The organism is Amycolatopsis sp. NPDC051373 (assembly GCF_040689465.1).
Lineage (GTDB): Bacteria > Actinomycetota > Actinomycetes > Mycobacteriales > Pseudonocardiaceae > Amycolatopsis.
In genome coordinates this window covers 67,514-90,405 of sequence record NZ_JBFBAE010000027.1, presented here as the reverse complement: position 1 = coordinate 90,405, position 22,892 = coordinate 67,514, and the positions used below count along the sequence as shown (strand labels likewise).

At 69.2% G+C, this 22,892-nt stretch carries 12 protein-coding genes, 2 tRNA genes, 1 pseudogene and 1 riboswitch; of the genes and pseudogenes, 4 read left to right on the top strand and 11 right to left on the bottom strand.

The window, feature by feature from the left end; genetic code table 11:
- Window positions 1-37: 37 nt before the first annotated feature.
- Window positions 38-739, bottom strand: a complete 702-nt coding sequence (locus AB0383_RS38390; protein ID WP_364190690.1) for an IclR family transcriptional regulator — start codon at window positions 737-739, stop codon at window positions 38-40.
- Window positions 740-882: 143 nt separating this feature from the next.
- Here AB0383_RS38390 and leuC point away from each other — a divergent pair, with 143 nt between their 5' ends.
- The 3 genes from leuC to AB0383_RS38375 all read left to right on the top strand — a co-directional run bounded on the left by leuC (window position 883) and on the right by AB0383_RS38375 (window position 3,813).
- The gene (leuC, locus tag AB0383_RS38385) at window positions 883-2,310 is read left to right on the top strand and encodes a 3-isopropylmalate dehydratase large subunit (protein ID WP_364190693.1); all 1,428 of its coding nucleotides are present in this window, start codon (window positions 883-885) and stop codon (window positions 2,308-2,310) included.
- A gap of 26 nt (window positions 2,311-2,336) precedes the next feature.
- Window positions 2,337-2,939, top strand: coding sequence for a 3-isopropylmalate dehydratase small subunit (gene leuD, locus AB0383_RS38380; RefSeq protein ID WP_364190696.1), 603 nt, complete (start codon window positions 2,337-2,339; stop codon window positions 2,937-2,939).
- 241 nt (window positions 2,940-3,180) lie between these two features.
- Complete coding sequence (locus AB0383_RS38375; RefSeq protein ID WP_366189886.1) at window positions 3,181-3,813, top strand: HU family DNA-binding protein; 633 nt, start codon at window positions 3,181-3,183, stop codon at window positions 3,811-3,813.
- Between the two features lie 2,973 nt (window positions 3,814-6,786).
- Here the strand turns inward: AB0383_RS38375 and AB0383_RS38370 are convergent.
- The 3 genes from AB0383_RS38370 to AB0383_RS38360 all read right to left on the bottom strand — a co-directional run bounded on the left by AB0383_RS38370 (window position 6,787) and on the right by AB0383_RS38360 (window position 7,919).
- A tRNA-Glu gene (locus AB0383_RS38370) sits at window positions 6,787-6,859 on the bottom strand.
- A gap of 101 nt (window positions 6,860-6,960) precedes the next feature.
- Window positions 6,961-7,032: transfer RNA gene (locus AB0383_RS38365), tRNA-Gln, on the bottom strand.
- A gap of 50 nt (window positions 7,033-7,082) precedes the next feature.
- On the bottom strand, window positions 7,083-7,919 hold the full coding sequence (locus tag AB0383_RS38360; RefSeq protein ID WP_364185121.1) for an HAD family hydrolase: 837 nt from the start codon (window positions 7,917-7,919) through the stop codon (window positions 7,083-7,085).
- 345 nt (window positions 7,920-8,264) lie between these two features.
- On the opposite strand from AB0383_RS38360, the gene AB0383_RS38355 reads away from it, so the two are divergent.
- Complete coding sequence (locus AB0383_RS38355) at window positions 8,265-9,506, top strand: FAD-dependent oxidoreductase (protein ID WP_366189885.1); 1,242 nt, start codon at window positions 8,265-8,267, stop codon at window positions 9,504-9,506.
- Between the two features lie 1,338 nt (window positions 9,507-10,844).
- On the opposite strand, the gene AB0383_RS38350 is transcribed toward AB0383_RS38355, so the two are convergent.
- From AB0383_RS38350 to serA, 7 genes and pseudogenes are all read right to left on the bottom strand, one after another.
- Window positions 10,845-11,618: a fumarylacetoacetate hydrolase family protein gene (locus AB0383_RS38350; protein ID WP_364185125.1), complete on the bottom strand. Its 774-nt coding sequence runs from the start codon at window positions 11,616-11,618 to the stop codon at window positions 10,845-10,847.
- Window positions 11,619-11,874: 256 nt separating this feature from the next.
- Window positions 11,875-13,497: a citramalate synthase gene (cimA, locus tag AB0383_RS38345; protein ID WP_364185127.1), complete on the bottom strand. Its 1,623-nt coding sequence runs from the start codon at window positions 13,495-13,497 to the stop codon at window positions 11,875-11,877.
- A 210-nt stretch (window positions 13,498-13,707) separates the two neighbouring features.
- Window positions 13,708-14,712 (bottom strand): ABC transporter substrate-binding protein, encoded by a 1,005-nt coding sequence (locus AB0383_RS38340; RefSeq protein WP_366189884.1) that lies wholly within the window; start codon window positions 14,710-14,712, stop codon window positions 13,708-13,710.
- Window positions 14,705-15,100: pseudogene (locus AB0383_RS38335) on the bottom strand (ABC transporter ATP-binding protein); the annotation flags it as partial. The gene AB0383_RS38340 and the pseudogene AB0383_RS38335, both read right to left, overlap by 8 nt.
- A 604-nt stretch (window positions 15,101-15,704) precedes the next feature.
- A riboswitch (cobalamin riboswitch) is annotated at window positions 15,705-15,862 on the bottom strand.
- Window positions 15,835-16,875 (bottom strand): 3-isopropylmalate dehydrogenase, encoded by a 1,041-nt coding sequence (locus tag AB0383_RS38330; protein ID WP_364185133.1) that lies wholly within the window; start codon window positions 16,873-16,875, stop codon window positions 15,835-15,837. It overlaps the preceding riboswitch by 28 nt.
- A gap of 291 nt (window positions 16,876-17,166) precedes the next feature.
- Window positions 17,167-20,508 carry a S8 family serine peptidase gene (locus tag AB0383_RS38325; protein WP_364185135.1) on the bottom strand — a complete coding sequence of 1,114 codons (3,342 nt, stop codon included), beginning with the start codon at window positions 20,506-20,508 and terminating at the stop codon, window positions 17,167-17,169.
- A gap of 270 nt (window positions 20,509-20,778) precedes the next feature.
- Window positions 20,779-22,377 carry a phosphoglycerate dehydrogenase gene (gene serA / locus AB0383_RS38320; protein WP_364185137.1) on the bottom strand — a complete coding sequence of 533 codons (1,599 nt, stop codon included), beginning with the start codon at window positions 22,375-22,377 and terminating at the stop codon, window positions 20,779-20,781.
- Between the last annotated feature and the right edge of the window lie 515 nt (window positions 22,378-22,892).

Below are 22,892 nucleotides of genomic sequence, written 5' to 3'. Positions count from 1 at the left end.
GAGGTGGAGAGTGGTGGGAGTCAGCGGGAGTGGAGCGTCAAAGCCGTTCCTGAAGCGCGTCCGCCGCGGCGAGCAGATCGGCGGCCCAGCGCGCGCCCGGTTTGCGGCCGATGCGTTCGATGGGACCGGAAACCGACACCGCCGCGACGACCGTGCCCGACGAATCCCGCACGGGCGCCGAGACGCTCGCCACGCCGGGTTCTCGTTCGGCGACGCTCTGCGCCCAGCCTCGGCGGCGCACTTCCAGCAAAGTGCGCTCGCCGTACACGGCTTCGGCGAGGATGGTGCGCTGCGTGTGCGGATCCGCCCACGCTGCGAGGACCTTCGCGCCCGAGCCGGCCGTCATCGGCAGGCGCGAGCCGATCGGCACGGTGTCGCGCAGGCCACTGGGCGGCTCGGCCGTCGAGACGCACACGCGCTGCACGCCGTCCCTCCGGTACAGCTGCACGCTTTCGCCCGTGATGTCGCGCAGCTTCGGCAGCACCGAGCTCGCGGCGTCGAGCAACGGGTCGGTCGAGCCGCCCGCCAGCTCGGCGAGCGCGGTGCCCGGGCGCCAGCGGCCGTCCGGTCCCCGGCGCAGCAACCGATGCACTTCGAGACCGACGGCGAGACGGTGCGCCGTCGCCCTCGGTAGTCCTGTGCGTGTGCAGAGTTCCGCCAGCCCACAGGGGTCTTCGGCGACGGCCTGCAGCACCGCCACGGCTTTGTCCAGTACTCCGATACCGCTATGCTGTCCCACGACGCGATACTAACTTCCCGAAGTTTGGGAAGTCCAGAATCTGGGAAAAACGAACTCGAGCTGCGCACGTGACGTGGCTCGCCCCGCCTGAGGACGTCGCCCGAGTTCCTTGCTCCCGGCCAACCCCTTGGAAGGAGCCGGAGATGACCAGCCCGACCGGCAAGGCTCGCACGCTGGCGGAGAAGGTGTGGGACAGCCACCTCGTGCGCCGAGGCGAAGGTGCCGAACCGGACCTGCTCTACATCGACCTCCACTTGGTGCACGAAGTCACGAGCCCGCAGGCGTTCGACGGCCTCCGGCTGGCCGGGCGGCCGGTGCGCCGCCCCGACCTCACCATCGCGACCGAGGACCACAACGTCCCCACCGTCGACATCGACCTCCCGATCGCGGACCCGGTGTCGCGCACGCAGGTCGACACCCTTCGCCGCAACTGCAAGGAGTTCGGTGTCCGGCTGCACCCGATGGGTGACGCCGAGCAGGGCATCGTGCACGTCATCGGCCCGCAGCTGGGGCTCACGCAGCCCGGCACGACCGTGGTGTGCGGCGACAGTCACACCTCCACCCACGGCGCGTTCGGCGCGATGGCCTTCGGCATCGGCACTTCGGAGGTCGAGCACGTGCTCGCCACCCAGACGCTGCCGCTGCGCAAGTTCAAGACGATGGCGATCACCGTCGACGGCGACCTGCAGCCGGGCGTCACGGCGAAGGACATCATCCTCGCCGTCATCGCCAAGATCGGCACCGGCGGCGGGCAGGGTTACGTGCTCGAGTACCGCGGCAAGGCCATCGAGGCGCTGTCGATGGAAGCACGCATGACGGTGTGCAACATGTCGATCGAGGCGGGCGCGCGCGCCGGCATGATCGCGCCGGACGAGACGACGTTCGACTACCTGAAGGGCCGTGCGCACGCGCCGCAGGGCGCCGACTGGGACGCCGCCGTGGCCGCGTGGCGCGAGCTGCGCACCGACGAGGGCGCCGAGTTCGACGCCGAGGTGCATCTCGACGCCGACGAGCTCACCCCGTTCGTGACCTGGGGCACCAACCCGGGTCAGGGCCTGCCGCTGGGCGCCTCGGTGCCCGACCCGGCCACGATCCCCGACGAGAACGAGCGCGCCTCGGCCGAGAAGGCCCTGTCCTATATGGACCTGACTCCGGGCACGCCGCTGCGCGAGATCGCGGTGGACACCGTCTTCCTCGGTTCGTGCACCAACGGCCGCATCGAGGACCTGCGCGCGGCCGCCGAGGTGCTGCGCGGGCGCAAGGTGGCCGAGTCCGTGCGGATGCTCGTGGTCCCCGGGTCGATGCGCGTGCGCCAGGCGGCCATCGACGAGGGCCTGGACAAGGTCTTCACCGAGGCCGGCGCCGAGTGGCGGCAGGCGGGCTGCTCGATGTGCTTGGGCATGAACCCGGACCAGCTCGCCCCCGGCGAGCGCAGCGCGTCGACTTCCAACCGCAACTTCGAGGGCCGGCAGGGCAAGGGCGGGCGCACGCACCTGGTGTCGCCGCTCGTGGCCGCCGCCACGGCCGTGCGGGGGACGCTCTCGTCCCCGGCCGACCTGGCCACCGTCTGACCCTTCCCGAGACAGGAGCTCCCACCATGGAACCGTTCACCCAGCACACCGGCGTCGGGGTGCCGCTGCGCAGGTCCAACGTGGACACTGACCAGATCATCCCGGCCGTCTACCTCAAGCGTGTGACCCGCACCGGCTTCGAGGACGGCCTGTTCGCCGCCTGGCGCACCCAGGACGACTTCATCCTCAACCAGGAGCCCTTCGACGGCGGCAGCGTCCTGGTCGCCGGGCCCGACTTCGGCACCGGCTCCTCCCGCGAGCACGCCGTGTGGGCGCTCATGGACTACGGCTTCCGCGCCGTGATCGCCTCCCGCTTCGGCGACATCTTCCGCGGCAACTCCGGCAAGGGCGGCCTCGTCGCCGCCCAGTGCGAGCAGTCGGACGTCGAACTGCTGTGGAAGCTGCTCGAGAACGAGCCCGGCACGGAGGTCACGGTCGACCTCGAGACCAAGACCGTGCGGGCCAAGGACTTCACCGCCCCGTTCCAGATCGACGACTACGTGCGCTGGCGCCTGCTCGAAGGGCTCGACGACATCGGCCTCACCCTGCGCCACGCCGAAGAGATCACCGAGTTCGAATCGACCCGGCCCTCCTGGAAGCCCGTGACCACCCCGATCACGGCCTCCTAGCCCCGTCCGGGGGCACGGATTCCCTGCTCGAAAAGGGAATCCGTGCCCCCGCGAGAGGCTGCTTCGCCCACACCAAACGGCACCTCCCCCGGCCCCGGAAGGGTCCCTCGGGAGGCGGAACCACTCCCCGGGCAAGGGAAAATTCCGCGTGCCGTTTGGAATTTGTGCTGCGTTGGTAATACCGTGTGCGCTAAGTCGGCCGACGTGGCCGTGGACGAAGAGTTCTTCTTGGAGGACTGGAATGGCCAACAAGGCCCAGCTGATCGAGGCGCTGTCGGAGCGTCTGGGCGACAAAAAGGTTGCTTCGGAGGCCGTCGACGGTCTCGTCGACATCATCATCCGGACGGTCAACAAGGGCGAGAAGGTGAACATCACCGGGTTCGGTGTGTTCGAGAAGCGTGCCCGTGCCGCCCGGACCGCGCGTAACCCGCGCACGGGTGAGACGGTGCGGGTGAAGAAGACCAACGTGCCGGCCTTCCGTGCGGGCACGACGTTCAAGGACGTCATCTCCGGCACGAAGAAGCTGCCGAAGGCCACCGCCGTCAAGCGCACCACCACGGCGACCGCGTCGCGCGCCACCACGACGACGCGTGCGACCGCCTCGCGCTCCACGGCCACCCGCCCCGCAGCGACGCGCTCCACCACCCGCACCCGCGCGACGGCCGCGAAGCCCGCCGCCGCCACGAAGACCGCCGCCGCCAAGCCGGCCGCCACGCGCGCGAAGGCCGCGACCACCAAGGCCGCCGCCGCGAAGCCCGCCGCCAAGGCCACGGCGACCAAGGCCGCCGCGACGAAGACCGCCGCCAAGCCTGCCGCGAAGAAGGCCGCTGCCAAGCCGGCCGCCAAGCGCACCAGCGCTGCGAAGAAGAAGTAACACCACCCCGGCGTTTACGTCAGGACGTGCACTTCACGGCAGGGCCCCTCCCACTCCCGGGACGGGGCCCTGCCGCATGTCCGGGGTCTTTGCCCGCCGGTGGTTTCGGCCGGAACCGTCTGTCCGGCAACGGACCCAGTCACCGAACTGACCTGAAGTCACTCCAGTTCCCGACAACGCGGTCCTGGACGGAACTCCCGTCTCGCCGTCGGCGTCGGCCCCGCCATGGCTGACTTCAGCCTGCCGCACAGCAACGCGGCCCCGGTCGGGCCTCCCTCTCGCCAAAGCCGTCGGTCCGGCCTTGCCCGACATCGGCCTACCGCGCACCATCGCAGCCCGCGCCGGGCTCCCTCTCATCACTGACGTCGATCCCACGCTGACTGACATCGGCCTACCGCGCGCAATCGCGACCCAGGCGAGACTCCCTCGCACCACTGACGTCGGCCCCGCCCTTGCCTGACAGCGGCCTGCCGCACAGCAATCCAGCCCCGGACCGGACTCCCTCTCACCACTGACATCGGCCCCGCCTTGCCCGACAGCGGCCTGCCGCACAGCAACGCAGCCCCGGACCGGACTCCCTCTCACCACTGACATCGGCCCCGCCTTGCCCGACGACGGCCTACCGCACGCCATCGCGACCCCGGACGGGATCGATCCGCCTTGCCGCCAGCATCGGCCCGACCATGGGTGACTTCGGCCTGCCGCACGGCATCACAGCCACGAACTGCCCGCGCCTCACCGCCGGCGTCGGCCCCGCCCAGCCTCACATCGGCCTGCACAGCGCGGCGTTACGGGTCCAACCCAGAGCCCCGCCGGTGAAGCCCCAGACCTCACCAACCTGTCGACTTCCCTACCTCCGCGATGAATCCTCGCCCACCGCGACCCCATCCATCCGGTCCCCGGCACATTCCTTAAACGCGTCTCTCAGTCCCGCAACAGTGATCCGACTCGGGCTCGCCCGTCACCACAATCACCCCGCACTCAATACCCACCCCGATCCAGTTCTCTCTCGGGCCGTCATATCAACCGATCCAAATCGACTTCCCTCGCAATGGTTCGATACGCCAATCAGTTCCACTGAGCGAGGCATCGCCATTACCCGAAGGCTCGTCCAACGCCATCCGCCAACCACCAGCAAAACGATCTCCACAGCCCTTCACGCCCATCACCATTCACCGGCAGGACTGCAGCCTCAAAGCTCTTTCCTCGCAGCCGCGCAGCGTCGGCCGTTCTCTCCCCGCCGGCTTCGCGCCCAGACACCCGACCGGCCAACCATCACCAACGCCTGGCAGCAGCGCCCCTCCCCTGCCGTCGACAGCATCGACCGTCCCCGCCCAGCTGACGTCGCGCAACAGCCCGGGCGACCTCATCGCCACTCACCGGCAACACCACCGCGCCGAAAACCACCTCGCCCACGGCACATCACCGACCTGCTCCATCGGCCCGCTTCGCGTACAAGAAATCCCCAACACCCTCACCGCTCCCCGCGACACGCCTCCAAGAAGCCATCTCCCACACGTCACCGCACAGCGTCAGCCGCTCCTGCCCGCTTCCCGCCCAGAGCACCCGAACCACCGGCACCCCGGCAGCGCCGCCTCCCCGGGCCCCTCCCGCACCCAGCTTCGACCGGCCCCACCGGCACGCCTCGCGTGCAGGTCATCCACGCCAACCACCGGAAGCAACGCCCATCCCGGCTCTGCGCCCCACGCACCGACACACAGCATGAACCGGCCCACCAATCGACTTCGCACCCAAGTCACCCACACCACTCACCAGCGACACCCACCCGCCCCGACTCCCCGCCCCACACGTCCACCGGCCCGCATCGCACGCAAGACACCCATGCCACTCACCGGCGACACCACCTATCCCGAGTCCCGCCCCACACGCCGACACGGCGTCAACCGACCCACGGCCCGCATCGCGCCCAAGGCACCCGCGCCGCTCACCGGCGACACCACCATCCCGAATCCCTGCCCTACGCCCTGACACTCAGTGTCGGCTGGCCCTACCGGCAGGCTTCCGCCCGAAGGCGCCGGCAGCGCCCAACACCTCTCACCCGCAGCAGCACCCGACCCTCGCCGTCCCAAAGCATCGATCGACTCCGCGGCCACGCTGCTCACACAAGACAGCCGCAATGCCACTTTCGACGTTGGACAGGCAACACCGCCCCTTCGAGTCCGCACCCGCCCGCCCACGCGCAACGTCCACCAGCCCCGCATAGCAAGAACCGGTCCGCCACCATCGCTGCCGTGAAGGTCGCTCACTCGCGAACTCGTCGCCGCGCCGAGCAGGAGCCCTCGCCACCCACCACGCACCACAGGCGCCAGATCGCCCCCAGCCCCAGCGACCGGCCCCCAACCAACCCCGCGCTCCGGCTGCACTCGCGCCCCTCCGGTCGACCAGCGAAGGAAACCCACCCTCAACCGACCGGCTCTCCCTCCAGCCGAGCAGCCACAGTTGCCGGCTGTGGCTCTGGCTCTGGCTCTGGCTCTGGCTCTGGCTCTGGCTCTGGCTCTGGCTCTGGCTCTGGCTCTGGCTCTGGCTCTGGCTCTGGCTCTGGCTCTGGCGAAAACCAACCAGTTCCCCTCACCAAAAACAACGGCGGCCCCAATGCCCGCCACTCCCCCACATCAAGAGCCTGATGCTTCGGCCCCCGCTCCCCGAGCCAGCAGCCGCGTCCCTACCGAGAACAAGGTCCGGCGGTCCCTGCCCGGCATGCGTAACCCGACCCGCGCACGAACAACCGACACATGAGCAACACCCCCGCTGCCCCGCCCCCGCTGCCCCGGCCCCCGACAGCCCCTCCGGACCCAAAGACCCGAGCCCCCCACCCCCCACCGCCACAAACTGTCCCGTGTAGACACCCACCAACACAGACCAGCGGCCCCCACTCAGCCCCCGGAATCAACTAACCCCAGAAATGCCAAAAACCCAGGTCCGCAACTGCGGAACCTGGGTGGCGAGTAGCTGTACCCCCGATGGGATTCGAACCCACGCTACCGGCGTGAGAGGCCGGCGTCCTAGGCCGCTAGACGACGGGGGCTTAGGATCTTTCCCCGTTTCCGGGGAGCTATTCTATTTTTCTTGCTGGAGAGAACTTACCAGAGGCGATTTCTCGCTCCACAGGGGGGTCACTCTCCGCAGCTGGGGTACCAGGACTCGAACCTAGACTAACTGGACCAGAACCAGTCGTGCTGCCAATTACACCATACCCCAGTGAGGCACTTTCCCGGCTCGGCCGGTTCAGCACCGCACGGAGGGAAATACTAGAGCACGCTGCCGCGCAGCTGCGCAGCGGGGGTCCCCGCCGCGCGCTGGACGGGGACGCCGACGGTCGCGTACTCGGAAACCAGCAGCTCAGGCAACTCGTCGAGGGTTGTGACCGTGTGTACACCGGCGGGTGCGCGTTCGCCGGTGCGACCGGTCCCATCGCGGTCGAGCCAGACGGCGCCGAGGCCGGCGTCGTGAGCGCCGATGGCGTCGGTGTCGAGTTTGTCGCCGACGTGCACGGTCTGCGCCGGGTCACAGCCCAGGCCCAGGCACACCGAGTGGAACATCACAGGGTCGGGCTTGGCGACGCCGATCTCGCCGGCGATGGCCACGTGGTCGAAGAACGGCGCCAGCCCGAGGTCCGCGATCTTGCGGCGCTGGTGCGCACCCGAGGCGTTGGTCACGGCCGCGAGCAGCAGGCCTGCCGCGCGCAGCCACTCGAGGCAGGGCAGGACGTCGTCGAACAGTTGCCACGACGTGGCGAGGATGTCGCGCCGGCGCGCCTCGAACGCGGTCACCTGCGCCGAATCCGCGGAGATGCCGAGCTCAGCGAGGAAGCACTCGGTGCGTCGGTGGTGCATCACGTCGTACCCGAGTTTCCCGGCGACGACCAGCGCCACGTGCTCCTCGGTGATCAAGTCCCACAACGGCCAGAGATCACTGCGGCCGGTGAGCGCGTGGAGGCTGACGCGGATCGCGGCGGTGCAGTCGATCAACGTGTCATCGATGTCGAGGCAGACCAGACGCAGTTCCGGAGGCGCCCAAGGTTCGGATCCGACAGGTGCCGGAGGGGCGGTTCGCGAAGGGGTCGGGGGTGCCACGGCGAAATCCACCCAGTGAGGCTAGGGCACTCGCCGCGTTCGCAACGCGGCCAAAAAGGTGATTGCCGCTCCACTGATCCGGCGCACCACGTCTACTCCCAGTGCGTGGAAAGCGTTGATCCGGTTACGGACACAGGAATCCGGCCAACCGGGTGAGTGAACCGATTCGTGCGATGCCAGTGAAACGGTTCAAGCGGCCACCTTGCCACGAACCGCGCGCGAAAGAACAACCTCCCCACACGCGTGTGTCCTCAGTGGACAGTCAGCATCGTGACACACCGACCACTTGACGTGAGACCCACCTCGGGTGCATCCTGAGGTTATTCAACGGGTGATGAAAAGAGGGAGATGAGTCAGATGACCGAGCACACGCGTTGCGTCGTCGTCGGCGGCGGACCTGCGGGCATGGTCGCCGGCCTGATCCTGGCGAGGGCGGGCGTCGAGGTGACCGTGCTGGAGAAGCACGCCGATTTCCTGCGCGACTTCCGCGGCGACACGGTCCACCCGTCCACCCTCACCCTGCTCGACGAGCTCGGCCTCGGCGAGAAGTTCCACGCGATCCCGCACAGCAAGTTAAAGGAAGCCGGCTTCCCCACTCAGGACGGCGGCCTCATGAAGCTCGCCGATCTCTCGCTGTTGAACGTTCCACACCCCTACATCGCGATGGTCCCGCAGTGGGACCTGCTCAACCTGCTCGCCGAATCGGCTCAGAAGGAACCGACGTTCACCCTCCGACTCGAGACGGAGATGACCGGCCTGCTCCGCTCGCGCGGCCGCGTGACGGGCGTGCGCTACCGCACTGCCGACGGCACCGAAGGCGAACTCGAGTCCGACCTCGTCATCGCCGCCGACGGGCGCTGGTCGCTCGCGCGCCGCTCGGCCGGCCTGGAGCCGCGGGAGTTCGACTGCCCCTTCGACGTCTGGTGGTTCCGCCTTTCCCGCCACGACGACGAAGTCGGCTCAATGCTCATGCCGCGCATGAACCACCGGCGGTTCGCGGTGCCGCTGCCCCGCAACGGCTACTACCAAATCGCCTACCTCGCACCGAAGGGCGAAGACCTGCGCGCGGCCGGCATCGAGGCCTTCCGCCGCAACGTCGTCGAGGTCTGCCCCGAGTTCGCCGACCGCGTCGACGAACTGGAGACGATGGACGACATCAAGTTCCTCGACGTCCGCCTCAACCGCCTGCACCGCTGGCACGCCGACGGCCTCCTCTGCATCGGCGACGCGGCCCACGCGATGTCGCCCGTCGGCGGCGTCGGCATCAACCTCGCCGTCCAGGACGCAGTCGCCGCCGCGACCCTCCTGGCCGACCCCCTCCTCCGCGGCCCCACCTCGGGTGACGACCTCGCGAAGGTCCGCACCCGCCGCCTACTCCCGACGATCGCCGTCCAAACCCTGCAACGGCTCCTCCACCGCGCCGTGATGCGCCCCGTCATGTCCGGTCGCCGCGACGGCCCGCCTCCCCAGCTCATCGCCCTCTTCGCGCGCTTCCCCAAACTCGCTTACATCCCCGCGCGCCTACTGGGCCTGGGTTTCCGCCCCGAGCACGCCCCGGCCTTCGCCCGCCGCGCGATGGAACCCGCCGGGAAGAAATAGCCCGTCGGGTTCGAAGGTCACCCCCACCTCGCGGCGTCCACCAAGCCACGCAACAAGTCCGCGCCCAACCGGCTGGTGCGAGCGACGCAACGCCTGACCCCTGACAGCCCACAACCGCAACCCCGAGTGCCGCCGCGCATCACGAGCGCGGCGGCACTCCAGTCCATACCCCCGCTGGCCCCGCGACACCCCACTGCAGATCGCTGCGCCATCACACAACGGCTAAACCGATCCACTCCGCACGACATCGCCACGCAACGCCGAGGTGTACCCCCGCCGATGCCAACTTCCGTGTCGCCACCGAACGGCGACACCAATCCAGCCCCCTTGCTTGCCTTCGCCAGCAGAGCCCTCTCCACTGCGCGGCAACCGCTGGCCCGACAGTGCCGCAGGGCTCAATCGCGAAGCCGACAACAAACTCGGCGACGCTTCCCATCGCCAACCACGGAGTCGCCACCAAGCGGCAACGCCCAACCACACCGCGCATCGCGACGCGAACGCCGATCAACTCCGAGCGAACAGCCCGCTCGTCGCCGACCAAATGCCGCCACGGAACTGTAACGCCCACCCGACGGCGCCGCGAACCTCGGACACCGGCCGATTCCCAGCTCAGCGACGAGTTCCCATCGCCGGGCCCAGGGTGTCGCCGCTGAGCGGCAACGCCCAACCCCGACCCCACCGCAAAGCTCTGCCACCCAGCGACTCCCAGTTCCAACCACCGCGGTCCTGCCAGCCAAGCCGTCGCCGCTGAAACGCAACCCCAACCCCGACCGCGCCGCGAGGCTTGGTCAGCAGACAACTCCCATCTCGGCAGCCAGCTGATCAGGGTGTCGCCACCGAGCGGCAACACCCATCCGGCCGCGGCGCGAGGCTAAATCACCGGGCGACTCCGAGCTCAGCGACCGCCTTTTCCACTGGGCAAGCTGTCGCCGCTGAGCGGCAACACCCACCCGACCTCACCGCGACCCTTCGCGGCCCGGCGACTTCCAGCTGGGCGACCAGTTCCCCCGTCGGGCAAGACGTCGCCGTTCAGTGGCAACACCACGCCAGACCGGGCCGCAGGGCTCGATTGCCGAGCGTCGCCGCTGAGTGGCGACACCCGCCGTTGCCGTGGCCAGCAGCAGGAAAACCCGCAGCCAACCTGCCGATCCAGCCGTTCGCCACTCAGCGGCAACCGTCCCAGCCTCACGGCGACGGCCAAGGCAACATCGCCACCAAACGGCGAAAATCGAACCGAACACGAGCCGGTGACCTCAGTCACCACCCGGGAAATACGGAGGCCCACCGGCCGTCGCCATTCTGAGGCGAACGGCCGGTGGGCCTCGGGTGGAACCGAAGTCAGATGTCCTGGACCGGGTTGGTCAGGGTGCCGATGCCTTCGATGGTGATCGAGACCGACTCGCCGTCGACGATCGGGCCGACGCCCTCGGGGGTGCCGGTCAGGATGATGTCGCCGGGCAGCAACGTCATGACGCCCGAGATGAACTCGACCAGCTCCGGCACCTTGTGCACGAGGTCGGACGTGCGGCCGTCCTGCTTGACGTCGCCGTTGACTTCGCTGCGCAGGGCCAGGTCCGCCGGATCGATCGACGTCTCGATCCACGGGCCGAGCGGGCAGAACGTGTCGAAGCCCTTCGCGCGGCCCCACTGGCCGTCGGACTTCTGGAGTTCGCGGGCGCTCACGTCGTTGGCCACCGTGTAGCCGAGGATCGCGCTCGCCGCTCGGTCGGCCGACACGTTCTTCACCGGCTGGCCGATGACGATCGCCAGCTCGCCCTCGAAGTCGATGCGACCGACGTCACGCGGGCGGCGGATCGGCACGTTCGGGCCGATGACCGTGGTCGACGGCTTGATGAACAGCATCGGCGCCGCCGGCACCTCGTTGCCGAACTCGGCCGCGTGTTTCGCGTAGTTCCGGCCGACGGCGATGACCTTCGACGGCAGGATCGGCGCGAGCAGGCGGACGTCGGCGAGCGGCCACCGCTTGCCGGTGAAGTTCGGCTGGCCGAACGGGTGCTCGGCGATCTCCAAGACTTGGGCGTCGTCGCCCTCGCCCTCGATCGAAGCGAACGCGACACCACCACTGGGATGAGCAATACGGGCTAGACGCACTCGGCCAGTCTACGTACGCCGCCGCCGAGACGCTCGCCCCCGGCGGCGCGAACGGTCCCCTCGCGCCGTCTCCGAGCGAATGGACCCCTCGCGTCGCCCACGACCTGCGGATCGATCGCCGCGAGGTGCACGAGAGGTCCGTTCGCCCGCTTTCTGACCGGAAACCCTCGACGACCACGCCGGCCATGGGTCAACCTGACCGAACAGCCATCGACGCAGCCCACCGACGAACCCCGCAGAAAGGAGCCGCCGATCCTCAGACGCGAGCCGTGAGGCTCTTGTGGACGAGCGCGTCGCACATCGCCATCCAGCTCGCCTCCACGATGTTCCCGTGCACACCGACAGTGGTCCATTCCCGCTCACCGTCGCTGGATTCGAGCAGGACACGGGTCACCGCGTGGGTGCCCGGGTTGGACGACAGGATGCGCACCTTGTAGTCGGACAGCTCCACGGCGTCCAACCAGGACAGGTGGGGGCTGAGCGCTTCCCGCAGGGCGGCGTCCATCGCGTGCACGGGCCCGTTGCCCTCCGCCGTCGCGATGACGCGTTGCCCGTTCACATGGACCTTCACCGTCGCCTCCGAGACGACCTCGCCGTCGGACCGGTGGTCGAGGACGACGCGGTAGGACTCCAGGTGGAACGGCGGCGTCACCGGCTCCTCACCGGACACGTCCTCGACTTCGCGGCGCAGCAACAACTCCAGCGACGCGTCGGCGGCCTCGAACGACCAGCCCTCCGCTTCGAGGTCCTTCACCTTGCGCACCGCGTTCGTCAGCGCTTCGGGCCGGCCGGCAAGGTCCACCCCGAGTTCACGTCCCTTGAGCTCGAGGCTGGCCCTGCCGGCCATCTCCGTGACCAGTACCCGCATGCCGTTGCCGACTGAAGATGGATCGATGTGGTTGTACAGCAACGGATCCACCTTGATCGCGCTCGCGTGCAGCCCCGCCTTGTGGGCAAAGGCCGACGACCCGACATAAGCCTGGTGGGTGTCGGGTGCGAGGTTCGCGATTTCGGCAAGCGCATGGGAGACGCGGGTGAGCTCGGCGGCTCCTCCGATCGGGAGGACCTCCATTCCGAGCTTGGTCACGAGGTTTCCCGTCACGGCGAACAGGTCGGCGTTGCCGGCCCGCTCCCCGTAACCGTTCGCGGTGCACTGGACGTGCGTCGCGCCGGCCTGCACAGCGGCGACGGAGTTCGCCACGGCGCAGGAAGTGTCGTCCTGGCAATGGATTCCCAAGCGAAACCCGGTTTTGTCCTTGACCTCACGCACGGTCTCCGCGAGGCCGAGCGGCAGCTGGCCGCCGTTGGTGTCGCAGAGCACGAGGACGTCCGCGCCGGCATTGGCGCCGGCGTCGAGTACTCGCAGCGCGGTGTCGGGTGAGAAGGCGTACCCGTCGAAGAAGTGCTCGGCGTCGAGGAACACGCGACGGCCCTCGCCGGTCAGGAACGCGACGGTGTCGCGGACCATGGCGCACGCCTCGTCGACGTCGACACGCAGCGCGCGTTCGATGTGCCGGAGGTCGGATTTCGCCACCAAGGTGACCACGGGCGCTTCGGAGTCCAACAGCGCGCGGACCTGCGGATCCTCGGACGCGCGGGTGCCCGCCTTGCGCGTGGATCCGAAGGCGACGAGCGCGGCGTGCTTCAGCGCCAGCTCGCCCTTCGCCGCCCGCGCGAAGAACTCCGTGTCTTTCGGCAATGCGCCCGGCCAGCCACCCTCGATGAAGCCCACGCCGAGTTCGTCGAGCAGCCGGGCCACGGCGAGCTTGTCGGTGACGGAGTACGTGATGCCTTCGCGCTGGGCGCCGTCGCGCAAGGTGGTGTCGTAGAGGTGAAAGGCGTCACCGAGGGGCGTTTCGGCGGGCTCCGTGCGGGTCACGGTGTCTCCTTGTGGCGGGGCAGAACCTGTTTCTGGCAACAAAAAAACCTCCCGCATGGGTGCGAGAGGTTGCGCGCCGGAAGCTCTTGTGGAGCGTCTATCCGGCGCGCTCGGCGATAATGATCGAGATGGCGGTCATGGTTTGCATGATGCCACAGCTCCGCCCAGCGCCCAAGTCCCGGGCGGAGCTTCCCACTTCCTGGGAGCTGATCAACGGAGCAGACCAGGCAGGTACGCGCCGAACGCTTGCACGGCCGAAGCGTTGCGTGGGCCCTCCACGAGAGCTGCGTAGGGCAAGGCGAAGACGCGGCCCTGCTTGACGGCCGGGATGTCACGCAGGCCAGGCTGCGACCGGAGGAAGTTCTCCTTGTCGGCGACGGTGCCGACCTCGCCGCCGTAGTCGTTGATGAGGATGACGTCGGGCGCGCGCTGGACCACGGCCTCCCAGCTGACGGTGGTCCAGCTGTCGACGACGTCGGAGAAGATGTTGGTGCCGCCTGCCTTGGTGATGATCTCGTCGGGGCCGGCGTTGCGGGCGGTCGTGAACGGCTGATCGCGGCCGTCGTCGTAGAGGAACACTTTGGGCCGTTGCCCCTGAGTGGCGACGGCCTTCGTGACGGCCGCGACCTGGTCGCTGTACTGCTTCACCAGCTTCTCCGCGCGATCGCTCACGCCGAAGATCTTGCCGAGATTGCGCAGGTCCGTGTACAGCGCGTCGAGCGGAGGCATGATGCCGCGCTGCTTGCCGACGCCGTTGCGGCAGGCTTCCGTCAGCTGGTAGCTCTGGATGCCGAGCTGCGTGAGCGTGTCGGGGGTGAAGCCGGTGCTCTCGGAGAAGCCGTAGTTCCAGCCCGCGAACACCAGGTCGGCGCCGGCGCCCTGCACGACTTCGCGGTTGATCTTCTCGGCGAGCTTGGGCACCTTCGTGAAATCGGCTTTCCACGGCGAAGACGCGACGCCACCCGACTGTCCTTTGTCGACGACGTAGCCGGCAATCCGGCCGTCGAGGCCGAGGGCGAACATCAGCTCGGTGATGCCGATATCGTTGGTGACCACACGCGACGGTGGCTTTCTGACGGTGAGCGGCTGACCGCAGTTGGTCACCGTCACGGGATAGCCCGCAGGCGCGACACCACTCTCCCCTTCGGACACCTGGGCGCCACAGCCCGTCACGGAGAGCGCGGCCACCAGGACCACCGCGACCGTCTTACGCATGACTTTCCTCCTCGGACTCGAGTCGGTCGAACAACAGCTGGGGTCGGCCGGTCGCCGGGTGCGTCACCACGTGGGCGCGCACGCCGAACACCTCGGCCAGCAGATCAGGGGTCAGCTCCTGCGCGGGCGTTCCGCTCGCGACCAGGCGGCCGCCGTCGAGGACGTGCACGGTGTCGCACCTCGCAGCGGCGAGGTTGAGGTCGTGGAGTGCGGCCAGCACGGTCGGGCCGCTTCGCCGCACGAGGGCGAGAATCTCGAGCTGGTGGCGGATGTCGAGGTGGTTGGTGGGCTCGTCCAGCACGAGGATCCGCGGCTCCTGCGCGAGGGCGCGCGCGATGAGCACGCGTTGCCGTTCGCCGCCCGAGAGCGTCAGGACGCCGCGGTCGGCGAACTCCGCCAGGCCGACCTGCTCGAGCGCGGCCGTGCACACTGCCGGTCCGTGGCGGTCATGCGGTCCAGCAAGCCGTGGGAGGGTTCGCCGCTTTTCGGCAACTGCCCGGGCGACAGGTCCGGGCCTCCGGTCAGCGGATCAGACCCGCCCGAACCGGATCCGGCCGGCGCGGAGACGTCAGCCGATGTGTCGCCACGCCTGGGTTCACCGCTTTTCGACAACGGCGCGAGCGACGAGCCCGGGCCGCGACCAGCGGATCAGACCCGCCCGAACCGGATCGGGGCGGCGGCGAAACGTCAGCGGATCCGTCGCCCGGCTTGGGTTCGCCATTGAACGGCAACGCCGGTGACGGGCCGGCCGCAGCCGAGTCGGCAAGGCCGGAGTCGCTGCGCGAGGATTCGCCGTTGGCCGGCGACACCGGAAGCGACCCGTCGGAAGCCGCACGACAAGACAGTCAAGAGTCCGGGCGGTCAGACGACGAGAACTTCGGAGGTGGCACCGGCAGGACCCGATCTACTCAAGGGTCCACACAACGAAGACGGCAGCCACGCCAAAGAGACGAGAGGGCGTCGTCTCCCGTAGACCGCGACGGGAGGGACGAGGGTGGTGCGAAAACCACCGCCGGTGTCGGGCTCGCCCGCGGTCTGCGAAGAACACAGACCGCGGGCCTACCGTTGCGGGTCAGCGCCGGATTTCGACCGGCTTCCGCGGCGGGGGTTCCTACAAGAACGTCAGCTGACGTTGCGCACGTTCGACGAGACGAGCGCGGCCAGCCGGTCGCCGATTGCCTGGGTGGTGCCGGGCGACGCCTGGTCGCGTGTCGCCAGATCGAAGGCCACGGACGCCTCAATGCGGCGCGCGGCCTCCTTGTGGCCCAGGTGGTCGAGCAGCAGCGACACGGAGAGCACGGCGGCCGTCGGGTCGGCAAGACCCTGGCCGGCGATGTCGGGGGCGCTGCCGTGGACCGGCTCGAACATGCTCGGGTTGCGGCGCGTGATGTCGAGGTTGCCGCTGGCCGCGAGGCCGATGCCACCGGTGACGGCGGCCGCCAGGTCGGTGATGATGTCGCCGAAGAGGTTGTCGGTGACGATCACGTCGAAGCGCGACGGGTCCGTGACCAGGTGGATCGTGGCGGCGTCGACGTGGGAGTACGCGACCGTGACGTTGGGGTGCTCCAGCGAGACCTCCTCGACGATCCGCGACCACAGCGACCCGGCGTACTCGAGCACGTTGGTCTTGTGCACGAGCGTGAGGTGCTTGCGCGGCCGCTCTTCGGCGCGGTTGAACGCGTCGGCGACGACGCGGCGGACGCCGAACGCCGTGTTGACGCTGACCTCCGTGGCGACCTCGTGCTCGGTGTCCTTGCGCAGCAGGCCACCGTTGTTGGTGTACGGGCCTTCGGTGCCTTCACGCACCACGACCATGTCGACCTCGCCGGCATCGGCCAGCGGGCCGCGCACGCCCGGGTACAGGCGCGCCGGGCGCAGGTTCACGTGGTGGTCGAGCTCGAAGCGCAGGCGCAGCAGCAGCCCGCGCTCGAGGATGCCGCTGGGCACCGTCGGGTCGCCGACCGCGCCGAGCAGGATCGCGTCGTGCTGACGCAGCTCGCCGAGCACCGACTCGGGGAGCAACTCCCCGGTCGAGTGCCACCTCGCGGCACCGAGGTCGTAGTTCGTGATCTCCGCCGTCGGTGCTACTTCACCGAGCACCTTGAGCGCCTCGGAGACCACCTCGGGCCCGATCCCGTCACCTGGGATCACCGCGAGCCGCATCCACACACCTCCGTAGACCAGGCCACCGAACGCACCGATGGCCCATCCGCAAGAAAACGCCAGCAGCGGAAGGTTACCGGCCGTAGACAAGACGCCGTAGCCGCACCACCCTTATGCCGCATCCTCCCGCAGGGTGAGACACCTGAACGGGTGAAAGGCAAAGGGGCCTCCCGGGTCACAACGACCCGGAAAGCCCCTATCGCCGCTATTCGGGGAACGTGACCAGCGAGACAGGCCTTCCCCGATCGGAGGACCCCGTCACCCTGTCTGGCCGGGTGACGGGGCCTTATCTCACGGCCGCGTCACCGCCGACTCGATCCGCACGACACCCGCGCGCGAGCCGGCCGCGTTGTGGTGCTCGATCGCCAGCAGGCCCTTCGGCTTGTCACCGGCGACGGCAGCCGCGTTGCGGTTGACCACCAGCTGAGTGCCGGGCTTGGCGACGTAGCCGAGGGCCGCGTCACCGCCACCCTGCACCGAGAACGCCGGCGCCAGCGCGTCGAACGAGAGCGGCGTGCCGACGAAGTCGATCAGCCCGTCGGTGCTGCCCGGCGCGACGTAGTACCCCGCCGTGCCGACGGTGTAGCTGATCCGGTGCGACGCCTCGTTCGGGTCGATGCCCAGCGCGGCGATGCTGACCGGCAGCACGATCACGTTGGTGTCGAACACATTGGTGTCCACGTCGCCGAGCTGACCGTTGACGGCCTGCACGTCCACCGTCGGGTTGCCCGCCTGCGTCAACGACACCGTGGCGGCCAGGAGCACGTCGGTGCCTGTCGCCTTCGTCACGAAGGTCTCGAAGTCCGGCTGGCCGTCGCCGGTCGTGTCGAAGTCGACGAACGGGATCGTGTTGCTGCCCAGGTTCGCGAAGTCGCCCCAGGTGGTGAGTCCGAACGCGAGCATGGCGTTCTCCGGTTCGCCCTGTGCCTTGGCGAGCGGGGCCGTCGACGCCGCGCCGATGTAGCGCAGGTCGCCGCCCTTCGCGGTGCCGTTGAGCGTGCAGTCGGACGAGACGCCCGCATCACACTCCGGCAGCTGCGCCGATTCGGCCTGCAGCTCCAGCACGCTGACCAGCGAGCGGTAGCGCTGCGCGCCGGTGCCCTGGTCGATGCCCTTGCCGCCGAGGTTCAGCACGGCCTGGTTCTGGCTCCCGCCGAAGCGCACGCCGGCCGGCGTCGTGATGGCCGAGACCGGTTTCGGCGCCGAGTACACGGCCACCCGCAGCGGCACCGTGGCGCCGTTCTTCGGGCTGAACGCGACGCGGCCCGAGGCGTCGGCGACGAACTGGCGGGCGAGCCCGGCCTGCGCGGGCTCCATGGTCGGGTCCATGACCTTGCGCAGCGCCTTCGGGTCGGTGATCTTCAGCGTCACCTTCACCGTCGCGATCCCGCGCGGGTTGAGCTTCACCGAGCTCTTGTCCACTGTGTACTGCACGCCGGGCAGCGAGTTCACGGCCTCGTACGCCACCGAGTACTCGACCGGCGTGGTGCCCTTGTTGACGACCTTGATCGTCTTCGAGAGCGTGACCGGTCCCGCCGCCTCGACGGTGCCGAAGGTGAGGCTAACGGCACCCGGGTCGTCCTGCACGTAGGCCAGGACCTGGTTGTCCAGCGCGGCCTTGGCGTCGATGCGGCCGGTGCCCACGCGCTGCGGCGCGTAGGTGTGGCCCGCGCCGTCGGTGATGTCGTGCACGGCCGAGCCCACGACGTCGGCCTTGACCTCCTCGACGTTCCAGTCGGGGTGCGTCTGGCGGACCAGCGCGGTGATGCCCGCGGTGTGCGGGGTGGCCATCGACGTGCCCGAGATGGAGAGCCGGCCGTTGCCGCTGCCTCGGAACGCCGACGTGATCGTGTCACCGGGCGCCGTGACGTCCGGCTTCACCGACGGCCCACGGCCACCACGCGAGGTGAACGAGCTCGGGGTGTCCACGATGGTCTTGTCCGTGGTCTGCAGGCTCGCCCGGCCGGCGCCGAAGAAGCGCACCGTCAGCGTGCCGGCGGTCAGGCCCGGACGCACGGCCGTGGTGGCGTTGCCGGTGAGCTGGAACATCGGCACGCCCGCGTTGCCCGCGATGCCGGCGGCGGGGTGTTCCAAAGTGGACGACAGCAGCACGCCCTTGGCCCCGGCGGCCTGCGCGTTGTTGGCGCGCGCCGCGGAACCACAGGCGCGTGTGGCGTCGTTGTCGTCCCACTCCAGCCACGCGATCTTGCCCGCGACCTTGGCCTTGTCCTCCGCGGAGAAGGCGTTGCAGCCCGCGTTGTTGGCGGCCGAGATCGGCACGACGGGCGCGGTGAGGTCGAGCGTGTCGTAGCCGGTGTAGTCCTGGCTGTACTGGCCCGGCTGCTGGCCCTTGATCGGAGCGGTGACCTCGAGGGCGTCCTTCAGCTCGCCGGCGTCGCGGCTGCTGGCGACGGTGAGCGCCTCGGGCGTGTTGCCCGGCGAGCCCGCGACGTCGTTGAGGTCGCCGCCGTTGCCCGCCGCGAGGACCGGCAGGACGCCGTTCTGGGCGAGCTTGCGCACGAACAGCGAGTCGGGGTCGTCCGGCGCGCCGAAGTCGCTGCCCAGCGACAGGTTGACGATGTCGAGGTGGTCGGTGAAGTCACCGTCGCCGTCGGGGTCGAGCGCCCAGTCGAGCGCCTGCGACGTGACGTTCGTCGAACCGGTGCAGCCGAACACCTTGAGCGCGTAGAGCAACGCCTTGGGCGCGGTGCCCGGGCCGATGCGCATGGCGTCGAGCTGCTTCTTGTTCAGCTTCTTGTAGTTGCCGGTGAACGTGGTGCCGTCGGCGTTCACACCGAATCCCGCGATGGTGCCGGCCACGTGCGTGCCGTGCTCGCCGCACGCGATGGGGTTGGGGTCCGGCTTCGGCGTGGGCGAGCCGGTCTTGCCCTCGGCGTCGTAGTCGTCGCCGACGAGGTCCGTGCCACCCACGACCTTGGCGCTCGGGAACAGCGGTGACGGCTTGGTCCGGTCCACCGCCTGGTAGGCCGCCGGCGTGCCGGGGCCGCCGAAGTCGGCGTGGGTGTAGTCGATGCCGTCGTCGATCACGCCGACGCGGATGCCGTCACCGAACTTGCCGGTCTGCTGCCAGCTGGCCAGCGTGTTCGTGAGCTGCTCGGCGCTGGCGTTGTTCTTGGTCTTCGGCACGACCGTGCGCACCGAAACGACGTCGGGACGCTTCGCGAGCTCACGGATCTTCGCCGCGTCGGCGGTCACCACGGCGCCCGCGACGGCGTTCGACGTCTGCGTGACGAGTTGCGTGCCCGCGTCGGCCTTCTTGAGCTGACCGACGACGGAGTTCACCGCGGCGGCGACGTCCGCCTTCGCGGCGCGCGCGGCCTGCTTGGCCTTCTCCTTGCCGGCGCCCTTGCCCTGCTCTGCATTGAACGCGTCGACAGCCGGCTTCTTCGCCAGCTCCACGAACGCGGTGATCTTGCCCCGCGCGGCGTCGAGCCGCGGCGAGATCTTGCCCTGCAACCCCGCGGCGGCGACCTTGGCCGGCGCGACCGGGTCGGCGAGCGGCGCACCCTGCGCCGACGCGCCCGACGCGGCGGAGACGGCTGCGGCCAGGACCACCGCGGACACGGCCGCCGTCGAACGCGCAGCCCACCCGGGCAACCGGGATCTGCTCATGAGTACCCAACCCCTTTACTCGAGGCCTGGATCGCGAACCTGCCTGGTGCTCCCCGATCACCACCCCCGACAGGTGAGCACCGGCGCCGCACCGTGCTCTCACGGCGCGTGGTTCTGCCTCGCGGCACAGAACCTAGCTGCCCGATACACCTACTTTCGTGGCGAAAATGCTCCGTTATGCGAATGTTGCCCGTCTGGGTGGACTCCACGCAGAAAGCCCCTTCCCCCGCCACTCGGACGGGGAAAGGGGCTTTCGGAAAACGGGCGGAGCTAGTTGAAGTCCACCGCGCGGATCGTGTGCGCACCCACGGTGGCGCCGATCGGCTCGAGGACGTTGCTGTCCACGTGGCGGTCGACGCGCAGCAGCATCACGGCGTCGGAGCCGTCGGTGGTCTGGCTGATCTGCGCGGCTTCGATGTTGATGCCGGCCTCGCCGAGCAGCGTGCCGACGCGGCCCATCACGCCCGGGCGGTCCGGGTAGTCCAGCAGCAGCACGTTGCCCTCGGCGCGCAGGTCGAAATGGCGGCCGTTGACCTCGACGATCTTCTCGACCTCGTCCTTGCCGGTCACCGAACCGGAGACCGTGAGCACGGCGCCGTCCGCGTGCACCGCACGCACGGTGACGAGGCTGCGGAACTTCGGGCTTTCGGTCTCGGTGACGAGATCCACCTGCACGCCCAGCTCCTCGGCGAGCCGCGGCGCGTTGACGAAGGTGACCTGGTCGTCGACGACGGCGGCGAACACCCCGCGCAGCGCCGCGAGCTGCAGCACCGACGTGTCCTCGCTGGACAGCTCGCCCTTGACCTCGACGGTCACCGACGTCGGCGCCTTCGGGCTCAGCGCCGTGAGTACCGTGCCCAGCTTCTGCGTGAGCGACAGGTACGGCCGCACGTGCTCGCCGACGGCGCCGCCGCCCGAGACGTTCACCGCGTCCGGCACGAAGTCGCCGCGCAGCGCCAGCAGCACGGAACGGGCGACGTCGGTGCCCGCGCGGTCCTGCGCCTCCGAGGTGGACGCGCCCAGGTGCGGGGTGACGACCACGTTGGGCAGCTCGAACAGCGGGCTGGCGGTGGTGGGCTCGGTGACGAACACGTCGATGCCCGCGCCGCCGACGTGGCCACTGCGGATCGAGTCGGCCAGCGCCTCCTCGACGATCAGGCCACCGCGCGCGGCGTTGACGATGATCACGCCCGGCTTGGTCTTCTTGAGCGCCTCGGCGTCGATGAGGCCCTTGGTCTCCGGCGTCTTCGGCAGGTGGATGGAGATCGCGTCGGCGCGCTCCAGCAGCTCGTCGAGCGGCACGAGCTCGATGCCGAGCTGCGCGGCGCGGGCGGCCGAGACGTAGGGGTCGTACGCGATCAGCTTCGTGCCGAACGCCGCGAGGCGCTGGCTGAACAGCTGGCCGATCTTGCCGAGGCCGACGACACCGATGGTCTTGCCGTTGAGCTCGACGCCCGAGAACGAGCTGCGCTTCCACTCGCCACCGCGCAGGCTCTGGTCGGCGGCCGGCACGCGACGGGCGACGGCCAGCAGCAGCGCCACGGCGTGCTCGGCGGCGGACACGATGTTCGACGTCGGGGCGTTGACCACCAGCACGCCACGCTCGGTGGCGGCGGGCACCTCTACGTTGTCCAGCCCGACACCGGCGCGGGCCACGACCTTGAGCTGCGTGGTCGCGCCGAGCACCTCTGCGTCGACCTTCGTTGCGGATCGCACCAGGAGCGCGTCGGCGCTCTTCACCGCCTCGAGCAGCGCGGGACGGTCCGTGCCGTCCACATGCCGGACCTCTACCTCGTCACCGAACACACTCAGCACGGAAGGCGCGAGCTTCTCCGCGATGAGGACGACGGGTTTGCTGGGCTTGGTCACGATGCGGCTCCCACTATCTGGTCACGAAATCGAGGACGCTCTCCTACGGCGCACGCCGTTGTGCCCGGATGGGCGGGAGTTTAGCCCGGTTGGGGGCCCCGGTGCTGCCCGCGTTGTTAACTCGCTCGTAATCCGGCGAAAACTCGGTCGCGGGGCCGGTCAGGGTGGTCGGCGGTCGGGGTGGGTCGCGGGGGCGGGGATTGGGTTTGCGGCAAGGAAAACGGTGCTGGGATGATGGCGGCCGGGGTGCGGCGGGCGGGGTGTTTTGTGCGTTCCACTTGGTGGGATGAGGTGGCGTGGTGAGGTTGGGGCGATTGGGGTGAAAGGGATTTATAACGTCGTGGTGCTCGGGCGGGTGATGAGGATGTTCATTCGTTCGGGGGGTCTGTGGTGCGGGCAGGGCTGGGGGTGACGGGGACGGTCATCCCTTCTGCGGCGCGATCCCGGCCGACCGCGGATCAAGGGGACCTTCACCGCGGTTCGGCACCTACAGTTGCCCAGTCGTGGATGAAGGG

Coding starts and splice junctions, on each gene's coding strand:
- leuC (WP_364190693.1), top strand. CDS start 883: ATGACCAGCCCGACCGGCAAGGCTCGCACGCTGGCGGAGAAGGTGTGG.
- leuD (WP_364190696.1), top strand. CDS start 2,337: ATGGAACCGTTCACCCAGCACACCGGCGTCGGGGTGCCGCTGCGCAGG.
- AB0383_RS38375 (WP_366189886.1), top strand. CDS start 3,181: ATGGCCAACAAGGCCCAGCTGATCGAGGCGCTGTCGGAGCGTCTGGGC.
- AB0383_RS38355 (WP_366189885.1), top strand. CDS start 8,265: ATGACCGAGCACACGCGTTGCGTCGTCGTCGGCGGCGGACCTGCGGGC.
- AB0383_RS38340 (WP_366189884.1), bottom strand. CDS start 14,712: ATGCGTAAGACGGTCGCGGTGGTCCTGGTGGCCGCGCTCTCCGTGACG.
- AB0383_RS38330 (WP_364185133.1), bottom strand. CDS start 16,875: ATGCGGCTCGCGGTGATCCCAGGTGACGGGATCGGGCCCGAGGTGGTC.
- AB0383_RS38325 (WP_364185135.1), bottom strand. CDS start 20,508: ATGAGCAGATCCCGGTTGCCCGGGTGGGCTGCGCGTTCGACGGCGGCC.